At 68.2% G+C, this 20,239-nt stretch carries 17 protein-coding genes, 1 tRNA gene and 1 pseudogene; 12 read left to right on the forward strand and 7 right to left on the reverse strand.

The genetic code is table 11. The features are described 5' to 3' along the window. Positions 1-112 precede the first annotated feature (112 nt). Positions 113-2,443 carry a transglycosylase domain-containing protein gene (locus ACZ418_RS34390; RefSeq protein WP_468370962.1) on the forward strand — a complete coding sequence of 777 codons (2,331 nt, stop codon included), beginning with the start codon at positions 113-115 and terminating at the stop codon, positions 2,441-2,443. Positions 2,444-2,524: 81 nt separating this feature from the next. Here the strand turns inward: ACZ418_RS34390 and ACZ418_RS34395 are convergent, their stop codons facing one another. After that, positions 2,525-2,992, reverse strand: coding sequence for a GatB/YqeY domain-containing protein (locus ACZ418_RS34395; protein ID WP_468370963.1), 468 nt, complete (start codon positions 2,990-2,992; stop codon positions 2,525-2,527). A 135-nt stretch (positions 2,993-3,127) separates the two neighbouring features. Here ACZ418_RS34395 and ACZ418_RS34400 point away from each other — a divergent pair, with 135 nt between their 5' ends. The 3 genes from ACZ418_RS34400 (at position 3,128) to ACZ418_RS34410 (ending at position 5,046) form a co-directional block, all read left to right on the forward strand. Then, positions 3,128-4,051: a metallophosphoesterase gene (locus ACZ418_RS34400; protein ID WP_468370965.1), complete on the forward strand. Its 924-nt coding sequence runs from the start codon at positions 3,128-3,130 to the stop codon at positions 4,049-4,051. A gap of 88 nt (positions 4,052-4,139) precedes the next feature. Continuing rightward, a complete protein-coding gene (locus ACZ418_RS34405; protein ID WP_468370967.1) occupies positions 4,140-4,898 on the forward strand; it encodes a Pr6Pr family membrane protein in 759 nt (252 codons plus the stop codon). Between the two features lie 74 nt (positions 4,899-4,972). After that, positions 4,973-5,046 (forward strand) — tRNA-Pro (locus ACZ418_RS34410). A gap of 165 nt (positions 5,047-5,211) precedes the next feature. Here ACZ418_RS34410 and ACZ418_RS34415 read toward each other — a convergent pair. Next, positions 5,212-5,649, reverse strand: coding sequence for a type II CBASS E2 protein (locus ACZ418_RS34415; protein ID WP_468370969.1), 438 nt, complete (start codon positions 5,647-5,649; stop codon positions 5,212-5,214). Between the two features lie 268 nt (positions 5,650-5,917). Here ACZ418_RS34415 and ACZ418_RS34420 point away from each other — a divergent pair, with 268 nt between their 5' ends. The 3 genes and pseudogenes from ACZ418_RS34420 to ACZ418_RS34430 form a co-directional block, all read left to right on the forward strand. Beyond that, positions 5,918-6,229, forward strand: coding sequence for a hypothetical protein (locus ACZ418_RS34420; RefSeq protein ID WP_468370971.1), 312 nt, complete (start codon positions 5,918-5,920; stop codon positions 6,227-6,229). Positions 6,230-6,554: 325 nt separating this feature from the next. Next, complete coding sequence (locus tag ACZ418_RS34425) at positions 6,555-6,842, forward strand: mobilization protein (protein ID WP_468370972.1); 288 nt, start codon at positions 6,555-6,557, stop codon at positions 6,840-6,842. Next, positions 6,839-7,386 (forward strand): annotated as a pseudogene (locus ACZ418_RS34430) (relaxase/mobilization nuclease domain-containing protein); the annotation flags it as partial. The gene ACZ418_RS34425 and the pseudogene ACZ418_RS34430, both read left to right, overlap by 4 nt. A 171-nt stretch (positions 7,387-7,557) precedes the next feature. On the opposite strand, the gene ACZ418_RS34435 reads toward ACZ418_RS34430, so the two are convergent. The 5 genes from ACZ418_RS34435 to ACZ418_RS34455 form a co-directional block, all read right to left on the reverse strand. After that, complete coding sequence (locus ACZ418_RS34435; RefSeq protein ID WP_468370974.1) at positions 7,558-8,061, reverse strand: hypothetical protein; 504 nt, start codon at positions 8,059-8,061, stop codon at positions 7,558-7,560. Positions 8,062-8,171: 110 nt separating this feature from the next. Further along, complete coding sequence (locus ACZ418_RS34440; protein ID WP_468370976.1) at positions 8,172-10,010, reverse strand: alpha/beta hydrolase; 1,839 nt, start codon at positions 10,008-10,010, stop codon at positions 8,172-8,174. Positions 10,011-10,019: 9 nt separating this feature from the next. Beyond that, positions 10,020-10,481, reverse strand: coding sequence for a hypothetical protein (locus tag ACZ418_RS34445; protein WP_468370978.1), 462 nt, complete (start codon positions 10,479-10,481; stop codon positions 10,020-10,022). A 146-nt stretch (positions 10,482-10,627) separates the two neighbouring features. Continuing rightward, the gene (mycP, locus tag ACZ418_RS34450; protein ID WP_468370980.1) at positions 10,628-11,980 is read right to left on the reverse strand and encodes a type VII secretion-associated serine protease mycosin; all 1,353 of its coding nucleotides are present in this window, start codon (positions 11,978-11,980) and stop codon (positions 10,628-10,630) included. A 1,698-nt stretch (positions 11,981-13,678) separates the two neighbouring features. Further along, positions 13,679-14,182: a hypothetical protein gene (locus ACZ418_RS34455; protein ID WP_468370982.1), complete on the reverse strand. Its 504-nt coding sequence runs from the start codon at positions 14,180-14,182 to the stop codon at positions 13,679-13,681. A gap of 554 nt (positions 14,183-14,736) precedes the next feature. On the opposite strand from ACZ418_RS34455, the gene haaT reads away from it, so the two are divergent. The 5 genes from haaT to ACZ418_RS34480 all read left to right on the forward strand — a co-directional run bounded on the left by haaT (position 14,737) and on the right by ACZ418_RS34480 (position 19,780). Next, the gene (gene haaT, locus ACZ418_RS34460; RefSeq protein WP_468370984.1) at positions 14,737-17,517 is read left to right on the forward strand and encodes a cyclophane-containing RiPP biosynthesis TPR protein HaaT; all 2,781 of its coding nucleotides are present in this window, start codon (positions 14,737-14,739) and stop codon (positions 17,515-17,517) included. Between the two features lie 138 nt (positions 17,518-17,655). Further along, positions 17,656-17,847, forward strand: coding sequence for a HaaA family cyclophane-containing RiPP peptide (haaA, locus tag ACZ418_RS34465; protein ID WP_468370985.1), 192 nt, complete (start codon positions 17,656-17,658; stop codon positions 17,845-17,847). 13 nt (positions 17,848-17,860) lie between these two features. After that, positions 17,861-19,024, forward strand: a complete 1,164-nt coding sequence (locus ACZ418_RS34470) for an FxsB family cyclophane-forming radical SAM/SPASM peptide maturase (RefSeq protein WP_468370986.1) — start codon at positions 17,861-17,863, stop codon at positions 19,022-19,024. Positions 19,025-19,076: 52 nt separating this feature from the next. Next, positions 19,077-19,556: a cyclophane-containing RiPP N-acetyltransferase HaaN gene (haaN, locus tag ACZ418_RS34475; protein ID WP_468370988.1), complete on the forward strand. Its 480-nt coding sequence runs from the start codon at positions 19,077-19,079 to the stop codon at positions 19,554-19,556. Next, positions 19,553-19,780 (forward strand): DUF397 domain-containing protein, encoded by a 228-nt coding sequence (locus tag ACZ418_RS34480; protein WP_468370990.1) that lies wholly within the window; start codon positions 19,553-19,555, stop codon positions 19,778-19,780. The genes haaN and ACZ418_RS34480 overlap by 4 nt, the downstream gene beginning before the upstream one ends. Positions 19,781-20,239: the final 459 nt, after the last annotated feature.

Raw genomic sequence — 20,239 nt, forward strand, 5'->3', positions numbered from 1 at the left:
GGCCAAGGCCTGCGCGCGTGTCCGGCGAATGGGAACGTCGGCGTCCCCCTTTGCCGTGCCGTGATGCGGTCGCTCTTTCGGAACGCTCATCTGTACGGATTAGGCTGCCCCCATGCCAAAGAAGCGCTCGGGCGGTGGTCTGTCGCCAACGCAGCAGGCCGCCAAGTTCCTCGGTGTCAGTGTGCTCGCCGGAGCCGTGATGGCGGGCATCGCGCTGCCCGCGGCCGGCGCGCTGGGCCTCGCGGCCAAGGGCTCGGTCCAGAGCTTCGACGAGATCCCGGCCAACCTCAAGAGTCCCCAGCTCAGTCAGCGCACGACCATCCTGGACAACCAGGGCAAGCAGATCGCGAGCGTCTACTCCCGCGACCGCACGGTGGTGGATCTCAAGGACATCTCGCCGTACATGCAGAAGGCGATCGTCGCGATCGAGGACGCGCGCTTCTACCAGCACGGCGCGATCGACCTCAAGGGCGTCCTGCGCGCCCTGAACAAGAACGCGCAGGAAGGCGGCGTCGCCCAGGGCGCCTCCACGCTCACCCAGCAGCTGGTGAAGAACTACTTCATCGAGGAGGCCGGCGACGACCCGACGAAGGTCGCCGAGGCCACCCAGCAGACCCTCGGTCGCAAGATCAAGGAGCTGAAGTACGCGATCCAGATCGAGGAGAAGCTCGGCAAGAAGAAGATCCTCGAGAACTACCTGAACATCACCTTCTTCGGCGAGCAGGCCTACGGCGTCGAGGCCGCCTCCCAGCGCTACTTCTCCAAGCACGCCAAGGACCTGAACCTCCAGGAATCGGCGCTGCTGGCCGGCATCGTGCAGTCCCCGAGCCGCTTCGACCCGGTCAACGACGAGGCGGAGGCCACCAAGCGGCGCAACACCGTGCTCCAGCGGATGGCGGACGTCGGCGACATATCCCAGAAGGAGGCCGACCAGGCCAAGGAGAAGCCGCTCGGCCTGCACCCGAGCCAGCCCAAGAACGGCTGCATCACCGCGGTCAGGGGCGCCGGCTTCTTCTGCGACTACGTCCGCGACGTCGTCCTGAACGACCCGGTCTTCGGCAAGTCCAAGGAGGCCCGGGCCAAGCTGTGGAACCAGGGCGGCCTGACGATCCGTACGACGCTCGACCCGCAGGCGCAGGACTCGGTGCAGACGTCCATCAAGAACCACGTCTACCAGTCCGACCCCGTGGCGACCGCCGCGACCATCGTCGAACCGGGCACCGGCAAGATCCTCGCCATGGGCCAGTCCCGTCCCTACGGCTTCGGCACGAACGAGACGCAGATCAACCTCTCGGTCAACTCGGACATGGGCGGCGGCGCCGGCTACCAGCCCGGCTCGACGTTCAAACCGATCGTCGCGGCGGCCGCGATCGAGGGCGGCAAGTCCCCGACGCAGCACTACTCGTCGCCGTACGAGATGACGTACCCGAGCCCGGTGCAGGCGTGTGACGGCAAGGTGTGGCGCAACGACCCGCGCAACCCCGCCAAGCTGACGAACGAGAACGAGTCGGAGCACGGCCCGTACGGCATGAAGGAGGCGACCGCCAAGTCGGTCAACACCTACTACGTGCAGCTGATCAGCGACATCGGCATCTGCCCCGTCACCGAGATGGCGAAGAAGATGGGCGTGCAGCGCGCGGACGGCCGGGCGATCGACCAGGCCCCCTCCATCGCGCTGGGCACCCAGGAGATGTCACCGCTGACGATGGCGAACGCGTACGCCACCTTCGCCTCGCGCGGCATGTACTGCACCCCGGTCGCCATAGAGTCGATCACGCAGAAGGTCGGCAGCCAGGAGAAGTCCCTCCAGGTGCCGAAGTCGACCTGCTCGCGGGCGATGTCGGAGAAGACCGCCGACACCATCAGCACCATCCTCAAGGGCGTGGTCGAGGACGGTACGGGTCAGCAGGCCGGCCTCGGCGACCGCCCGAGCGCGGGCAAGACGGGTACGACGGACGAGCGCTACGCGGCCTGGTTCGTCGGCTACACCCCGAACATGGCGGGCGCGGTCTGGGTCGGCGACCCGGCCCACAAGCGCCAGATGAAGAACATCACCATCGGCGGCGTCTACAACGAGAAGGTCTACGGCGGCCAGGTCCCCGGCCCGATCTGGCGCGACATGATGACCGGCGCGCTCAACGGCAAACCCGTGGAGGACTTCAACCTGATCGACATACCCGACGACAAGAAGGGGGATGGTCAGGGAAAAGGACAAGGGGGGACCGACGGGGGGACGAACGGGGACACGGGCGGGATCGGCGGACTGATCGGCGGACTGACGGACGGCGGAACGGTTGACGGCGGCACGGTCAACGGCGGCACCACGGGTGACGCGACCGGCGGCGCCTCCCCGGCACCGACCTTCTCGCTCCCGGGCAACTTCATCCAGGGGCAGACGAACGGCGGAACCAACGGGAACGGAAACGGGGGCTGGCGGGGGTGACCCCCTGATGTGAGTACGGCGGCGGGGTCGCACCCCTCGGTTCGACCGAGGGTGCGGCCCCGCCGCCGTAGGTATCCGGGGTCAGCCCTGGAGCAGCTTCTTCACCGCGGCGGCCACCCGGCCGCCTTCGGCCTGGCCGGCCACCTTCGGGTTCACGATCTTCATGACGGCACCCATGGCCCGCGGCCCCTCGGCGCCGGCCGCCCTGGCCTCTTCCACGGCCTGGGCGACGATCGCGTTCAGCTCGTCGTCGGACAGCTGCTTGGGCAGATACTCGGCGAGCACCTCGCCCTCCGCCTTCTCCCGCTCCGCCGACTCGGCACGACCACCCTGCGCGAAGGCCTCGGCCGCCTCCCGGCGCTTCTTCGCCTCGCGGGTGATCACCTTGAGGATCTCGTCGTCGGAGAGCTCCCGCTTCTCCTTGCCCGCGACCTCCTCCTTGGTGATCGCGGCGAGCGTCAGCCGGAGCGTCGAGGAGCGGAGCTCGTCGCGCTCCTTGATCGCGGCGTTGAGGTCGTCGTGCAGCTTCGACTTGAGCGTGGTGGTCATGGGATCGATTGTCTCAGGTGTGCGGCAGTGAACGCCCGTTGATTTAGGGGGAACGCCAGTCGGGTCAAGGGGAACGCCCGTTGATCAAGAGACGGCCGGTCTCGTCGGCGTCCGCGCGTCTGACACGATGGACGCATGCGCGCGCGATACGGAGTACCCCTGGGAATCATGGCGGCCGGCGCCGCCGGTCTGGCGTACGCGGCGGGCTTCGAGGCCCGCTCCTTCCGCCTCCGACGGGTGACCGTCCCGGTGCTCCCGCCGGGCATGCGTCCGCTGCGCGTGCTCCAGGTCTCCGACATCCACATGGTGAGCGGCCAGCGCAAGAAGCAGCGGTGGCTGCAGTCGCTGGCGGGCCTGCGCCCGGACTTCGTGATCAACACGGGCGACAACCTGTCGGACCCCGAGGGCGTGCCCGAGGTGCTGGATGCCCTGGGCCCCCTGATGGAGTTCCCGGGCGCGTACGTCTTCGGCTCCAACGACTACTACGGCCCCAGACTCCGCAACCCCGCCCGCTACTTGCTGGAGAAGACGAGCGGCCGGCACGGCCTGAACGGCAACCCGCCGGCGGTCGGCGTCATCCACAACCCGTGGGAGGACCTGCGCGACGGCTTCGACGAGGCGGGCTGGCTGAACCTGACGAACACCCGGGGTGTCCTGAAGGTCGAGGGCGTCTCGATCGAGCTGACGGGCCTCGACGACCCCCACATAAAGCGCGACCGCTACGCCCGGGTGGCCGGCGGGCCCTCGAAGCCGTACGACTTCTCGATGGGCGTGGTGCACGCGCCGTACCTGCGGGTGCTGGACGCGTACGCGGCGGACGGCTACCCCCTGATCCTGGCCGGCCACACACACGGCGGCCAGCTGTGCATCCCGTTCTACGGCGCGCTGGTCACCAACTGCGACCTGGACACGGACCGGGTGAAGGGCCTGTCCACCCACACGGCGGACGGCCACACCTCCTACCTCCACGTCTCGGCGGGCTGCGGCACCAACCGCTACACCCCGGTCCGCTTCGCATGCCCGCCGGAGGCGACGCTGCTGACGTTGGTGGGGCGGTAGCGGTCCGGCTGTGACCCCGCCAGGGGTCGTAACCCACCCGGACCAAGCCAAGTGGGCCCCACCCCTCCCACGCTCCTAGCGTGAGGGCATGACCGCCCCGATACCCAGGGAGATCCCGGACCTGCCCGCGGTTCCGAGCCCGCCCCTGCTGCTGCCCTCCCCGGTCCCGGCCACGGCCGTGGTGGCGCCGGTCCGCCGCCCCATGGTCGCGCTGTTCCGCCTCCTGACCGCCCTGGCGGCGGCCGGAGGCGTTGCCCTGGAGCTCCTGCTCGGCGCCCCGGCCCGCATCCTGAGCTACTTCGGCATCCAGGCCTGCCTCCTGCTGGCCATCGTCATGTTCATGTCGGCATCGAGGGCCTGGCGCGCCCGCCGCCCCCTGCCCTCCGCCGTGACCGGCGCCACACTGCTCTACGTCGTGACCTCGGCGCTCGTCTACCACCTGCTGCTGGCCCACACGACGCCCCCGTTCTCCATGACCGGCGCGACGACGGTCCCGGAGCGCTGGCACGGCTCGTGGGCGACCCTCCAGATCCTGCACACGCTGACACCGGCGGCGGCCGTGCTGGACTGGCTGCTGCTGACACCCGCGGCCCGCCTGCACCTCCGCCAGGCGGCCGGCTGGCTCCTCTACCCCCTGGCCTACCTGGCCTTCTACCTGATCCGAGCGGCCTCCCTCGCCCCCACGAACCCCGCCCGCCACCTCTATCCCTTCCTGGACGTGGCCGCCCACGGCTACCGCAGCACCCTGGCCAACGCCCTCCTCCTGGGCCTCGCGATGTACGCCCTGGCCATCCTCCTCGTGGCCCTGGACCACACCCGCCCCAGCCCGGTCCGCCGCCGCGTCTAAACCGGATTTCGTCTACAGCCACCGGTGGGCTAAAGTAAACGTCGTCGCCGCGAGAAGCAGGACTGCAGCGACACCGGGGTGTAGCGCAGCTTGGCAGCGCGCTTCGTTCGGGACGAAGAGGTCGTGGGTTCAAATCCCGCCACCCCGACGCCGTAGTACCAGGTCAGGGGCCTGATCCGCTTAGCGGGTCGGGCCCCTGAGTGGTTCCCACGGACATCTTGGGAGCCATTTGGGGCCGACTTCGGAATGCGGCTCCCCTGGCGGCCACTCTTCGAGATCAGGAGCTGGTCGGCACACGCCGCCAGACGGTCTGCTACTCCCCATCGTCGGGCTCAGCGGGCGGCGGCACGGCATAGTCATGGCCGCTGCCAGTCCAGCGCCCCACGACTCGCCACACCTCGTAGTGCAGGAGCCACTCCGAGGCCCACGGCAGAATCGTGCGTGAAAGGAGCATGTCCTCCTTCCACTCCCCGGGCAGATGCAGGCACAGGTCGCCGTCGGCATAGACATGCGGCAAGGCGGCGGCACGCGGATGCAGAGCCAGGGGCGGGTCGATGACCATCACGCGCGGTCGGTGTCGGTGCCGGTAGGTGATCCGTACCGTGTAGCGCCTGCTGGCGGGGGTGGGTTGGAGGAAGACCGTGCAGACGAGCTCATCGCCCCGCACCGTTCCCTTAGCCTCGGGAAGGACGGCCTTGATCGCGGCCAGCTGCCGACCGAGGTTAATTGCGCGGTGAGGAATGCTGGCCATAGAAGGTGTTCTTCGGCTTGCGGGGACCGGCGGTCGGGGAGAGCAGTCCGGTGGGGCCCATTCGGTTGTTGGTGGCTGCACTCACGCGGGCGGCATAGCACTCGTAGGACCAGCGGACGGGTCGGGGTCAAAGGACTTTGCGAGTCGCTCGAAGACTGCGTCCAGACCCTTGGTCTCCATGCCGGCGAGTTCGATCACGGTCGTGGCGATCTCGTCGTACCAGGCGTGAAAAGCCTTCCGGCGCTCGGGGTACTCGTCCCACTTGTCGGTGAAGTTCTCTGCCTCATGCGCCGAAGACGGCCCGGCGCTCACGGGCAAGACCTGGGGCAGCACTCCGGGCAGGCGTGAACGGAAACCGGCTGCCCGAAAGAAACGCGACGCCGGAAGATCCCGCGCCTCCGACGAGGTCATCCTCAAGCACACCCGCGGCATCTACGAGGAAACCGGCAGCGTCGGGCGCGACCGGGTCGAGGCCGCCCTGCGCGCCGCCGACTACACCGTCTCCAGCGACGACGTCGGACGAGTCGTCCGCGAGTTCAAGGCCCAGCTCAAAGCCGCAGCCGGCGATCCACCCCGCTGATCCCGGCAGCACCAGAGCTCTCAACCAGACCCCGACCCGAAAGGCCCCATGCACACTCCGCGCCACCACGAGCCCACCACCCGCGAGGAATCCCTGCAGATCGCCCCTGCCCCAGGCGGAGCAAGTTGGAGGTTCGGACACTCCCCCGCAGGGGGAGCGCCCCAACCCGACCCCGCCCCGGTCGCAGCCAGGCAAGACCAGCCCGAAGGGCAAGGCCAGGAAGGGGAAGTCGCGTCCGCGTGACAAGAAGCAGCGCCCCGCTCACAGCGTCCGGCTCAACGACCAGGAACTCGCCGTCATCCAGTCCGGCGCCGACCACGTCGGCATGAGCGTGGCCGGGTTCCTGGCCCACTCCGCCCTGGCCACTGCCCGCGACCAGTCCCGCACCGCAGCGGCCATCGCCACCGAGCGGGACATCCTGACGGCCCTGTTCGGTGTGCGCCGCCAACTCGGCTGGGCGGGCAGCAACGTCAACCAGGCGGTCAAGGCACTCAACTCCGGGGCCGACGCACCGCACTTTGCCGCCGCCCTCGCCGACCTGCGAGGCGCCGCACAGGCCGTCCAGCGGGCAGCAGACAGGATCGCCAACGGGCAGGAGGGCGAGGCGGCTTGATCCCCCGGATCCACCAGCAGGGCAGCAACACCCTCGGGCTCCTGCACTACCTGTACGGCAAGGGCACCCATGAGGAGCACATCGGCCCACACCTGGTCGCTTCCTTCGACGGCATGGCCCCGACCCCGGCCGCGACCCCTCGGTCACGAAGCAGGACCTCCAGCACCTCCTCGACCAGCCCCTGTCGCTGCTCGACGCGGGCCAGCGTCCCGGCAAACACGTCTGGCACTGCTCGGTGCGCGCCGCCCCGGACGACCCGATCCTGTCCGACGAGCAGTGGGGCAATATCGCCCGCCGTATGGTCGCCGGCACCGGTATCGACCCTGGCGACGGGGCCGGCTGCCGCTGGGCCGCCGTCCGGCACGCCGACGACCACATCCACATCATCGCCACCCTCGTCCGCGAGGACGGCCGCCGCCCCGACCACCACCGCTCCGGTAAACGCGCCCAGGCCGAGTGCCGCCTGATCGAAAAGGAACTCGGCCTGCACGAGGTCGCGCCCGGGGACGGCACCGCCGCCAAGCGGGCCACCAGCGCGGAGCGCGGAAGCGATAATCCTCCTGTGAGCACGGGGCCTGCGCCAGGACGAGCACACACGCGACTGGATTCTGCCTGCTGTGGCCGCCAGCCACAGGATGGACCGCACTCCGAACTGGGCCGCCGCCCGGCTTCTCATCGCAGCTTCTGCCTCATATGTGGCCGGCTTCGGTAGCGGTCACTTCGGCGAGGCCGAGGAGATCGGGGTATGCGCCGACCAGAAGTCGGAGTGAATGTAAGGGAGTCCCTTGGATTCCGGTGAGTTCGGATCAAGGGGCTGCCTGGGCGCCTCGGTGACCTTCGACTCGTCGACGCACGGTGAGGTCACCTGGAAGCCAGCCTGGCCCTTGTACCCGAACTCCACGCTGACCTCGAAGCCGTTTGGCGCGGTCGCGAAGATCGCCGGCATGTCGACACTGTTTCGCACCGACGTGATCTTGTAACCCTGCTTCTTCCAGTAGCGCTCCACGACACCGAGAAAGCTGCCACGTCGCTCGTCCGAGATGATCGTCATCACATAGCGTCGACGGGTGACCGACCCGGTACCGGTGCCGTCGTTCTTGAAGTCGGTGCAGCTGGAGTCACTTGACGGCCCCCGCATGACCTCGACCGACGGGTTGATCGCCTTGAGGGTCGCGTCGATGATTCCCTCTGCGTGATCGGCCGCCTCCTGCATGTTCATGTTCGTCTCCTTCGGCGCGTCAGACTTCCCACCCTTGCTTCCGCTGCCCCCGATGAGGCCACAACCGGAAAGGACGAGAGTTGACGCCACGAGGGCCACAGCACGAGTTTTCATCGGTATTTGTCCCAGGTCACAAGGTCAGGACGGTCCGCGACAATGGCCGCGATGTTGGCAGCGGATACAGGGTCCTTGTCCCTGGCCGGGTTGAAGTAGTTGGAATGCGCCGGAGTCAGCCCCTGCCCGTCGAGCACCGGCACCGGACCGTCCAACACCTTAAAGCGTCTGGCACCAAACGCCTCGCTGGCCGGGTCCTTGCCGAACCAGAGGTCGTCATCGCCCTGGTCTGCAAGGTCCCCGAGGAGGTACGCACCGGCCGGACCTCCGCCGAAGAAGCCGACAGTGCCGGCCACCGCCTCCTTCTTCGACGGCAGGTGGCTGACCGGGTCGTTCTCGGCTGCGCCCACGAACACATGGTCCTTTCCGACCCCAAGATCCGCCGCGTGGTTGACGCCGGTGCCGGGACTCCCGACAAGGATGATGTCATCGGCTCCAGGGATTCCCCCTGGCTCCTGCGTTGCCGCGCCCACGAGACGAGAACCGTAGGAGTGCCCGATCGCGACCAGGTGCAAGTCCTTGTGATCGTTCGTCGCGGTGAGTCCACCCATGAACGAGTTGTACGCCGGTGCGCCCTTCTCCGCGTCATGTGCGGACATGACATCCGTGTCGGACACCAAGGTGGCGGGGTCAAGGGGAGCGTCGAGCTGCGGTGGGTCGTAGCCCAGCCACACGATGGATGCGCTGGACGGATCGATGTTCCGGGCGTCGACCGCAGTGTCATAGGCGCGCTTCACATCACCCCCCGCGAAGCCGGTGTCCAGGGCGGTACCGAGACCGGGAACATACGCCGACACATTCTTCGACTTGTCGGGGTTCCCGAACGCGACGATGGCACGACCAAGTCCCTCGTCACCGATCCCCAACAGGTACATGGGCGGCTCTTTGGGATCCACCAGTTGCTTCGCGGCGTTGTCCTGCAGCTGCTGCTGGATGCTCTTGAGAGCGTCCAGCTGAGTCTTGGCCCTTTCGCTATCCTCACCGGAGAGCTTGCCGATCAGAATGTCCAGGTTCTCGCGGTTGACCTCGTCCCGGACATCGGACGGAATACCGTCCAGGTTGCCGATGATCTCCGGAAAAGCCCGCTTGTACTCGTCGCGCTGCTCATCGCTGAGGCTGTCCCACCACTTCTTGCAGTCGGCAGGCGACTTGTCCAGCGGAATGTGATCCTTGATGTACTCGCGCGCGGCCGAACTCACCGCGTCGGCATCGGCAGCCACGTCCGTCCACGTCTTGGTGTCGACCGTCAGTCCCGGGGCTGCCTTGAGCTTCTCCAACGCCTTGCTGTAGCGGTCGTCGATCTCCGTGGCTTCTTGCACAGCGTGGGCGATGCGGTCGGCGATGTCCTGAGCCTTCGCCCGGTTCGGGTTGGGGCTGCGCAGGCCGGTCATGTCCGGGCCGGGTCCGCGGCTGTAGATGCCGTTGAACCCGGTGACCGTTCCGCCGGCGATCTTCTCTCCGGTCAGTTCGTTCTCGCCACCGGCGGGGTAGGTGATGCTGCCGTTTGCGTTGACGGTGTACGACAGCGCCTTCGCGTCATCGAGCGCCTCGAGCAGGCGGCGACGTGGGGCGGCGATCTCGGACGAGAAACCGGTGAGTGCTCCGCTGATCAGGCCACATTCGACCTGGGCATAGTGGAAGTTCTGCGAGAGCTTGGCCAGTTGCTTCTGCGCCGCGTCGGCCGCCTCGCCCTCGTTGGCCTTCTGCATGACCTTGGTGATCTGCTTGTCGATGCGGCCCTTGGCCGCATCGGCCATGTCACTGATCGCGCGGTACCCGTCCGCTGCGTCGGCGTACTCGGAGGGGTTGATGGCCTGGAGTTTATTGAGGTCCATGCGTCCGGATCACCGGCCCTTGCCCGTACCGGCGGCAGACGTGTCCTCGGAGTGGACCTTCAATCCAGCGATCTCGGCCTTGATGGCCTCGTCAGTCTTGAGCTGGTCATTCCCCACTTTTTCCAGCACGTCGGCGAGCCCGTTGCACAGCTCGCTGATGTCCTTCACGCGACGTTCCCAGGAGTCGTACACGCTCTTCTGGGCCACCGCGGTCGAACAGTCAGAAGCCTTGCCGAGCCCTGTCGTGCCGTGCTCCAGCTTCGTCAGCGCCTTGCCGATGTTGTCCCTCAGGTCCCCCACGCCCTGGCCAGCCGTGGACCACGCCTTCTTGTCGGACCGGAGCCTGCCGGAAGCGCCGCTGCCGCTCGAGCTCGTGCCGTTCTGGTCGCCGGGCAGCTGGTTGAGCTGCATCCGTGTGGAGTGCCGTTCGGCCGCCGCAGCCTTGAGCTGCTCCCACTCGTCCCACGCCATGCGTGGCCCCTCCCCGTGTCTCGTCGTACGTCGCCGAGATGCCGTGAACGCGCGACCGCAACGTTGCGGTGGTCGAGAAGCACAGTAGTAACGCTGCGTCGAGTGCCCCATCCGTATCAGCCACCAGCCCGTCTGAGTACGCGTACTCAGACGGCACCCGGTCCTCGATCGGACGGGGGGACGCTGTTCGGTGGAACCGGGGGCGCGTACGGCGGGGGCGTGGCCCCTGGGGCTTCGTAGTGCGACTGGCCGGGCATTGAGAGTGGTGCTGTGGTCGTCCGACGCCTGCGGGCGACGGCGGCAACCGTGATCACGGCTCCGAGGAGTACGACGGCTCCGGCGCCCAGCGCGATCCAGAGGGTGTCAGCATGGGATGAGGAGGATGCCGCAGCTGAATTGTCATTCCTTGCCGACGCAGCGGCGCTGGCTGTCTCGGAGGCTTTCGGAGACGTTGGCCTGGACGCCACGTCCTTGAGGTCGGGGAGCGGATACACGTTGGCGGGGCCCGGGTCGCCGGGGTTTTGGAGGGCGATTCGCGGTCGGACGATGCCGTAGCCGATGGAGTCGTTGCGCTTGGCGCCGTCCGTGGGGGCGCCGATGGTGTTGAGCATGACGCGGAGGACCTGGTTGTTGGTCCAGTCAGGGTGCTTGGACCAGATCAGGGCGGCGCTGGCGGAGGCGATAGCGGTGGCGTCGCTGGTGCCGTCGGTCTTGCAATAGCCCGTCGTGCTGGTGCAGGCGGCAACCATGTCAGCTCCCGGAGCGGACATGTCCACCTGAGGACCGTACTCGGACCACGGAGTCCGCCGCAGGTCCTTACCCACCGCCGCCACGCCGACAACACCGGGCGTCGCTGCGGGGTACTCGACCGGATTTCCCTTATCACCGCTGTTGCCAACGCCCGCGAAGACCAACGCTCCCTTTCCCAACGCGTACTTGACCGCGGCGGCTACGTCGGGCGAGCCCCCCTCCGCCCCCATTGAGACGTTGATGACCTGTGCACCCGCGTCCGCCGCATAACGAATCGCTCTCGGGAGCACCTGGTTGAACTGCTCGATGGACGCGGCCTCGTTGGTCGCTGTGGTGGATTTCGGCATACGTACCGGGAGGATCTTCGCCCCCGGCGCGAGCCCGAAGGCGCCGTTTCCGCCATCAGCGGCTCCGGTCCCGGCGATGAGACCAGCCATGCCCGTTCCGTGACCGTCGTAGTCGGTGTGCTCGTCTCCTGGCTGGCCTTCGGCGAAGTCCTTTCCGCGCAGGACGCGCCCCTTCAGGTCAGCGTTGTCCGCGTTCACTCCTGTGTCGATCACGGCGACCGTGATGCCCTTGCCGGTGCTCGTGCGCCACATCTGCTCCGCCTTCATGGCGTCGAGGAACCACTGCTGCGCACGCATCCCCTCGGCACACGCCGGCTGGCCCGCGGCACCTACCAGCAGCAGGCCCAGCACGGCAGATGCTGCGGCCTTACGGCGCCCCAGTCGGGTCCTTTTGAAGAGCATGGGCTTTCCTTCGCTGTCCGCGGACGGTCACTCGTGGGTCGGACGAGCGGAACGGCGGTCGTCCGTCCGATTCCGCTGCTCCTTGGATTGGCGGCCGCCAGGCGTGGCTGCGGTGCTGCGCAGTTGATCTGAAGACGCTGATGACGTCTCCGGCGGAGTCGCATTGGCGCGCGTGCTGCCTGACCGCTTGGGGATGGGCGCACCACCAGAGATACCCCCCCCCGCACGGGGGCTCCCGAGCTCAGGGACCCCCGAGACGACTCCTGCGTGCTGCCGCCGACGACTCTTCCGTAGGGCGAGGCGGTGCGACCACCGGAGACCCCAGCGGCGCGACCAACTGGCTGGGGCGCAGGCTCACCGGTGCCTGTCGTAGGCCGCCCCACAGGGCCGCGGGCGGTCGGACCCTCCGTACCCACCACCGTTCCGCGGGGGATGGCCCCTGGCGGCCGGCCCGTAGAAGGCGTGGTCGGACAGCCCCCGACAATGCCATTGCCGCCGCCGCTTGGCGTGCGTCCGGGATTCGGCGTCGGGACTTCCTCGCCTGGCGCCAAGGGAGGCCGTCCGGGAATCGCCCCCCGCCCCGGCTCTGTCGGACCGGCTGGCATTCCTACTCGTTGCGCTGGCATTCCTCCTCGTTGCAGAGGACCAGCAACGTCCTTACCCGGCGCCACCGTGCCAGTTACCGGCCTGACAAGCCCCGCAGGTGTTCTGGCGCCGCTCCCGAACACGGGAGGGGTGATCGTAGGCTGCGCCGGACCGGGGCCGCCGATCCGACCGGCGCCAGGGAGAGCACTGGGCGTGCTCGTAGGCGTGCTCGCCGCCGTGTGCGGGGCATGGGGCAACGTGCCCACGGAGTCGATACCCATCCGGGCAGGTGGCTCGGCATTCCCCACCGGAGGATGCTGTGACAAGCCCGCGTGATCAGGCGAGGTTGTCGGCTGCGATACGGAGCCAGAGCTTGAGTGCGTCACCGCTCCCTGGGCGACTGCATGCGTGGGCACGCCAGTCACCACGGGAGCATGGCCGACGCCGCTTCTGACCGGGCCAACTACGCTCCTGTCCCGGACCACGGTAAGGGATCCCGACGGCGGCACGAGCGCTTTCGGCGGCGGCGGAAACTTCGGCCGCTCCAACCCGTTCATCTGCGTGGCCGACCAATCGTAGGTCTGCCCCAGCTTCCGCATCTGCGCCGCCGCCTCCAGGCGGACCTTCTCCTTGTGCGCCGCCAGCGCAGCCAGCTCGCTCTTCGACTTGGCACTGACCGCCGCCGAGTCCGGGTCGTTGTGCGCGACCTTCGCCGCGTCCAGGTTCGCCTGCGTGCCCTTGGTGTCGCGCGGAATGGATGTCTGCGCCCGCGCGATCGCCCCGGAAGCCTCCCTCAGCCACTTTCCAGCGCCTTCGCTGAAGTCCCCAAGTCGCAGGGTGGCGTTGGCAAGGTCGGCAGACCAGGTGCGGAACGCATGGGCGCCCTCGCCCTTCCATTCCACCCACTGCGGGCGGACCTTGAGCTCCTCGGCGATCTTACGGATCTCCTCGGCTGCTGCGGTGAGTCGGTCCCCGGCGGCCTGCACCATGCCGACGTCGGCCTGGTCGAGCCACTCCAGCATCTGCTCGTGACTCATGTCCTCGAAGGACGTGCCGCCGGATCCCTTGCGAGGCATCAGAACTCCCCCGTCCCCGTTCGTTCCACCAGATTCATCAGATCGAACCGCCCGCGTCGCCGCCAGCCGGCGTCGGCGTCGACTTCGACGACTGCCCTGTCTGCGTCCCGTTCCCGTCGCCGTGGCCCTTGCTGGGCCCATCAGGGTCGTAGCTGCCGCCGTAGTACTTCGTCGCCTCCGCGCTGATCGCCGTCATGCGGTCGCGGACGTCCAAGTCCACGTTCTGGTAGCCCTTGTGCGAGGCCATGACCGCGATGTTCATGCCCTCCATGGAGTCCGACAGCAGCTTCGATAGCGTCTCCAGCTCGGTGATCACCGTCTCGTACGCGCTGAACAGCCCGGCCGCCTCCGTCCACGCCCCGGCGCCGCCACCGAACTGATGCCGTGCGAGCTGTTCCTGCCCAATCTTGCCCGGACCCGCCTGCGAGCCCTTCAGGTCGTGGATCAGGGCGTCGACGCGCTTCTGGAAGGCCGTGAAGGACGACAGCTCTGTGGCCACATCGGCGACGGCGTCACGTGCCGCGTCGAACAGACCGGACACCCACGACGACGTGCCCGACTGGGACCCGCCATCGCTCGGCAACACAACGCCCTCCCCGCACCGTCAAAACCAACCGAACGTCCGAACTCGCACCAACAACTCTAGCTACCAGCAGTGACAGCCCACAGCGCTCTGTAGCGGGGAGCGACCGAGAACAGGCCCTCCGTGTAGGGCCGCTTCCCCGCAGCCAGAGAGGCCGGCGGCTCGTCAGGCATGCCACCACCCAACACCCAGGCGTGATGGAGCGCATGAGCACTTGTACTCAGATGCGGGCGCTCGGCCCTTCTGAATGGCCGATACCTGTCAGTGGGTGGCGCAGAGGTGACCTTGACCGGGTCCGTTATGACTGATCCGCTTAACTGCGATGTGGCGTCGAGATCAGCGCGATCCGGGGGTGTGTACGTGATCTGGGTGCACCTGTATGTGCCGTACCAGCCAGCTCGCTGCTCACTCCGCACCGCGACACGAAGGGTGCCCAGGTCAGGAACCCCGCGGGATCGGGATACGCCGCCACCGAGACGCTCTTCGCGCAACGGGACAGCGGAGCTGCAGGCATGAGGATGCGGCGCGGTGCGACACTCGCCGTCGTCGCCGGTGGCGGCGCGGTTACCACGATGCTCGTGGGACTGGTGACGAACGCCGTGTCGGCGCAGTCTCATTGGCCTTCCTGGCTGGGCTGGCTACAGGAGCATCCCTGGCTGTCGTTCGTCATGCTGGGGATGATCGCGGCGGCGCTGGCAGCCGTCCTTACTGTGCTGGACGACCGCCGGCCCTCGGGGCAGGACCCGGATCCCGTGCCCCGAGCGGACGACGGTGCCGGACCTCCCGGCGCAGCCCTGGTGCTGCGGTCGCTGCCTCGTGACACCTCGGCGTTCACCAACCGGTCCGCCGAGCTGGAGTCGCTGGTCCAGTCGGTCCGTGCCGCGCAGGAGAACGGCGAAGGTCTCCCGGTCCACGTGATCGACGGGATGCCGGGCGTCGGGAAGACCGCTTTCGCCGTGCACGCCGGGCACGTGCTCACCGAGCGGTTCCCGGACGGGCAGCTCTTCGTGAACCTCAACGGGCACACGCCCGGACGCAGCCCGGTGCAGGCGACCGAAGCCCTGGCTTCGTTGCTCGCAGCAGCCGGCGTTCCGACACAGCAGATCCCCGTCGGCGACGACGTAGGCGCGGTCACCGAGGCCCGGGCGGCCATGTGGCGCAGTCGGCTCGCGGGGAAGAAGGCGCTGCTCATCCTCGACAATGCGGCCAGCTACCGGCAGCTGGAGCCGCTGCTCCCCGGCGGGAGCGAATGCCTCGTGCTGGTGACGTCCCGCAAGCGGCTGGCCGCTCAGGAGGAAGTGGTGCTGCCGGTAGAAGCATTACCGCCCGATCACGCGGTTGATTTGTTCGTACGGCTCAGCGGGCGGACGGCAGATGCGCTCGACCGGGATCTGCTCGAGGAGCTGACGCGGCTGTGCGGCTACCTGCCGCTCGGAGTCTCGCTGCTCGCGGCGCGGCTACGGCATCACCCCTCGTGGAGTGTCGCGGACCTGCACGCCAGGCTGGTGGCAGCCCGGGACCGGCTGGGAGAACTGCGGGCAGGGGAGCGTGCGGTCGCCGCGACCTTCGACCTGTCCTATCAGGACCTCGCAGCGGAGCTGCAGCACTTCTTCCGGGCCCTCGGTCACTACCCCGGTACGGATCTCGACGCGTACGCCGGGGCGGCGCTCGCCGCGGTCACGGTGGCGGACGCCCGCGACCAGCTCGACGCGCTCTACGACGCCCACCTGATCGACGAGCATCCGGGAAGCCGCTACCGACTTCACGACCTCCTGCGCGATTACGCCCGCGGTCTCGCTGACGAAGGAGACAGCATGGACCACGTACAGGCCGTCCGGCGTGTGTGTACCTATTATCTGGCCGCTCTTGCCGCCGCCAACGAACACATCGTCCGTAACGGTGCGGCGGTCCCGTCCCCGCCGGACGATGCCCGAGGTGTGGAGACGCCGCCCTTGGAGTCGCGTACGGCGGCACTGGGCTGGCTGGAGAACGAGCGGCCCAACATCCTGGCCTGCATCCGGCGGGCCAACAGCCTCGCCCTGTACGACCTGGTGAGCCGCCTGGCGGCGGCCATGGCGCCCTTCCTCCGCCAGGCCGGGCCCTGGGACCAAGCCGTCGGGCTGCACCGGACCGCCGCCGAGGCCGCCCGGCACACTGGCGACCAGCGGGCGCTGGCCGGCGCACTGACCGAGCTCGGCGTCATACGGCGCTTCATGGCCGCCTACCCCGAGGCGACCGAGGCCCTCAACGAGGCTGTGACGCAGTACGACGCGGTCGGCGACCGGCGCGGCAAGGCGGACGCCCTGAACCAGGTCGGCATCGTCTGGTACCTCACCGCGGACAACGGCGCCTCCGCCCGCGCCCAGACCGATGCCCTCGCCCTGTACCGCGAGGTCGGTGACCGGCTCGGACAGGCCAACGCGCTCGCCGACCTCGGCATGGTGCGCCGCCAGACCAGCGACTTCGGCGCGGCCGTCGAGGCCCAGTCCGAGGCCCTGTCGATCTACCGTGAGCTCGGCGACCGGTACGGGGAGGCCAACTCCCTGCGGGATCTGGGCGTCGCGCAGTGTCTCATGGGCGAGTACGAGCGGGCCGCGCAACGCCACCGTGAGGCGTTCGGCATCTACGAAGAACTCGACGACCGGGTCCATCAGGCGTACGCCCTCAATGAGCTGGGCGTCGTGCGGCGGCTCACCGGGGATCTCGACGGCGCTCGCGAAGCCCACACCCAGGCTCGGCAGTACTTCACCGAACTCGGCGAACGGTTCGGGCACACGAACTGCATCCGCTATCTCGGCGTACTGGACCGTCTGACCGGAGACACGGCGACAGCGATCCGCGTGCTGGAGGAAGCCCTGGAGGCGTACCGCGATCTCGGCATCCGCGGGGGTGAGGCCGCCTCGCTCGGCGAGCTGGGAGCCACTCGCGCGGCCGTCGGTGACCGAGATGGTGCTGTCGAGGCATTCGAGCAGAGCCTCGGCATCCTCCGCGAACTCGGCGATCGCTGTGGTGAGGCGGAGGTCCTGAACCACTGGGGAACGCTGCTTCGTACGTCCGACGACGCGGGCGCGGCACGCAGTCGCTTCGAACAGGCGCTGGCGATGGCCCAGGCCATCCGGTGTCCGTTGGAGGAGGCACGGGCGCTGGAGGGAGTAGGCCGCTGCGACTGGGTGATCGACGGCCCCGAACGCGCCGAGCGGCCGCTGCGCGAGGCCCTGTCCATCTACCGGCAGTTGGGCGTGAGTGCCTCGGCTGATGACATCGAGCGGTTCCTGGTGTCGCAGGCGGGATGAGCCAAGCACGTGGCAAGTTTCCCTGTGTTGCGGTGAGTGGCCGGACTGCTACGTTGCGAGCCGTTCTGTCGCCTTCAACCACCGCCGTCGCAACCGCGCCCTACCCAACTCGGGCACGTCCTCCACGAGGAGCGTTGGATGCCGTCACGTACGTCCCTTTCCCCGTCGCACACCATGGCCCCCACCGGTCAGCGGCCCACCCAGGGGAACGTGGTCCTGGACCGCGTCGCCGCCCGAGTACAACAGCGCCGTGCGGCCGAACAGGCAGCGACGAACCGCGTCGGCGACGGAGCCCACGCCGCCTCGCTCATCTGGCCCTGGCCGTTCTGAGCGTCTTCCATCGATGACGAGGCTCGAAGTCGCCGTTCCTTTCCGGACGTTCATCCTCAAGATCGCCAACCGCTGCAACATCGACTGCGACTACTGCTTCGTCTTCAACTCCAAGGACCAGGCGGCGCGACGCCTGCCCGCCCGGATGGGCCTGGACGTAGCCCGAGCAGCTGCCCGGAGGATCGGCGAGCACGTCACGGCGCATGGCCTGCCCGCGGTCCATGTCGTGCTGCACGGCGGAGAACCGCTGCTCGCCGGTGTCCGGCACATGGCAGACCTCCTGGGTGCTGTGCGGGAAGGGGTTCCCGCCAGCACCGAGGTCCACTTCGAGCTCCAGACCAACGCGACACTCCTCTCCGAGGCATGGCTGGACCTCTTTGAGCAGCACGGCGTGGTCGTGGGCGTCAGCCTCGACGGGCCGCCGGCTGCCAACGACCGGCACAGACTCACCCACCACGGGCGATCCAGCTCGGCCTCCACTGTGCGCGGCCTCGAACTCCTGCGGTCCCGGCCACACCTGTTCGCCGGACTGCTCGCTGTCGTGGACCTGGCCAACGACCCGGTCGAGGTTCACGACTATCTGGCCTCCTTCGAGCCCCCGGTGATCGACTTCGGCTTCCCGCACGGGACGCATGACGATCCACCCCACCGCAACGACCCGAGCGTGCCCGAGTACGGGCTCTGGATGAGCCAGGTCTACGAAGCCTGGCTCAACCGCCCGTACCACCAGCACAGCGTCCGGATGCTGGAGGACATCGTCGCGCTGAGCTCCGGCGTGCGCAGCTCGGTGGAGACGCTCGGGCTGGCTCCACCCACCAGCGTCGTGATCGAGTCCGACGGCAGCATCGAGGGCGTGGACACCCTTCGCTCCGTCGAGGAGGGCGCCACCCGCCTCGGGCTCGACGTCTTCGACGACTCCTTCGACGCGGCCGTCCGTCACCCCAAGCTCCAGCACCGCCAGCAGGAGGCGACGGCCGCACTCGCCGAGGAGTGCCGGAGCTGTCCCCTGGTGGCGGTGTGCGGCGGCGGTTACCTGCCGCACCGCTTCAGCACGGACCGTGGGTATCGCAACCCGTCCGTCTACTGCGCGGACCTGGCGTATCTCATTCGGCATGTCCAGGGTTCTCTACAGCAACACGGCTGGGCACTGAATGCTCCCGCGCCTGCCGCCTCCTAGCCACACCACTGCCCGCCCGAGGCTCACCCCGTACGAGAGGAGCTGTACGCCGATGACCGTGACGATCCGGCCGGCCGAGAAGAACGACGTCCGGCAGCTGGCCGCACTGATCGAGGAGATCGAGCGCTTCTACGGCACCACGGACGCCGACATCCAGCCATTCGACGAGCGTCAGGCACAGGTCGAGGAGGCGCTTTTCGGGTCGCCGCCACTGGCTTCCGCCCTGGTGGTCGAGGACGAGGCAGGAGACATCGTGGGCCTCGCCGCGTACTCGTTCCTCTGGCCGAGCGCCGGTTCCACTCACTCCCTCTTCCTCAAGGAGCTGTACGTCCGCGACACCCTGCGTCGGCAGGGCATCGGGGTCCAGCTGATGAGCGAACTCCGTGACCTGGCTACGTCACGCCCCGGTTGCACCCGCCTGGAGTGGATGACCGATCGAGTGAACTCGGATGCGCGCACCTTCTACCGATCGCTCGGGTTCGAGGAGGACAACGAGAAGATCGTCTACCGGATCGGCACGAGCACGACGTGAATCCCGGAAGAGCATCAACGAAGTCTCAGCAGACGCCACGGAGTGCCTGGCGCAAGAGCTCGTACAACGGGAACGAGGACTCGTACTGCGGCGAAGTAGCCGACTTCTCCAACGGGATCGGCATCCGGGACTCCAAGAACCCCGACGGACCCACGCTGCTCTTCGACATGCCCGACTGGGCGGGCTTCGTCACAGCCGTCAGGGCGGGACAGCTCGGCTCCTAGCCGCTCCGGTGTTGTCCAGGCGAGAGGGGCGTCCCCTCGGCGGATACCCCTCCGGGCCCGGCCCTGGCGCCGTCCGCCTTGGTAATGGCTCTCCGGTGCGCACGACCGCCGACAACGCAGAGGCGGCAGGCAATAAGGCGATGCGAGGCCGGGCTGATCAAGTAGCTCGCTTCAACCGTTGGCCACGTCCAGCAACACCTCCGCCAGGCGGTCTGCGGCATCCGGACGTCCCAGGGAGCGGGCCTGCTCCGCCATGTGCCGACGCTCACCGGGCGAGGAGATGAGTGGGGCGACAGCGGCGCGAAGTCCCTGGGTCGCCGACTTGTCCCTCTTCCACTCGTGGTGTCGGTGAACAAGCTGAAGGAAGGCTGGGACGTCAAGAATCGTCGGTCTGCGAGCTCTCGCCTCAGAGACCCTGACCGAGCAGGTCCTCGGGCGCGGCCTACGGCTGCCCCGGCT

The sequence above is a fragment of the Streptomyces sp. NPDC030820 genome (genome assembly GCF_055572075.1).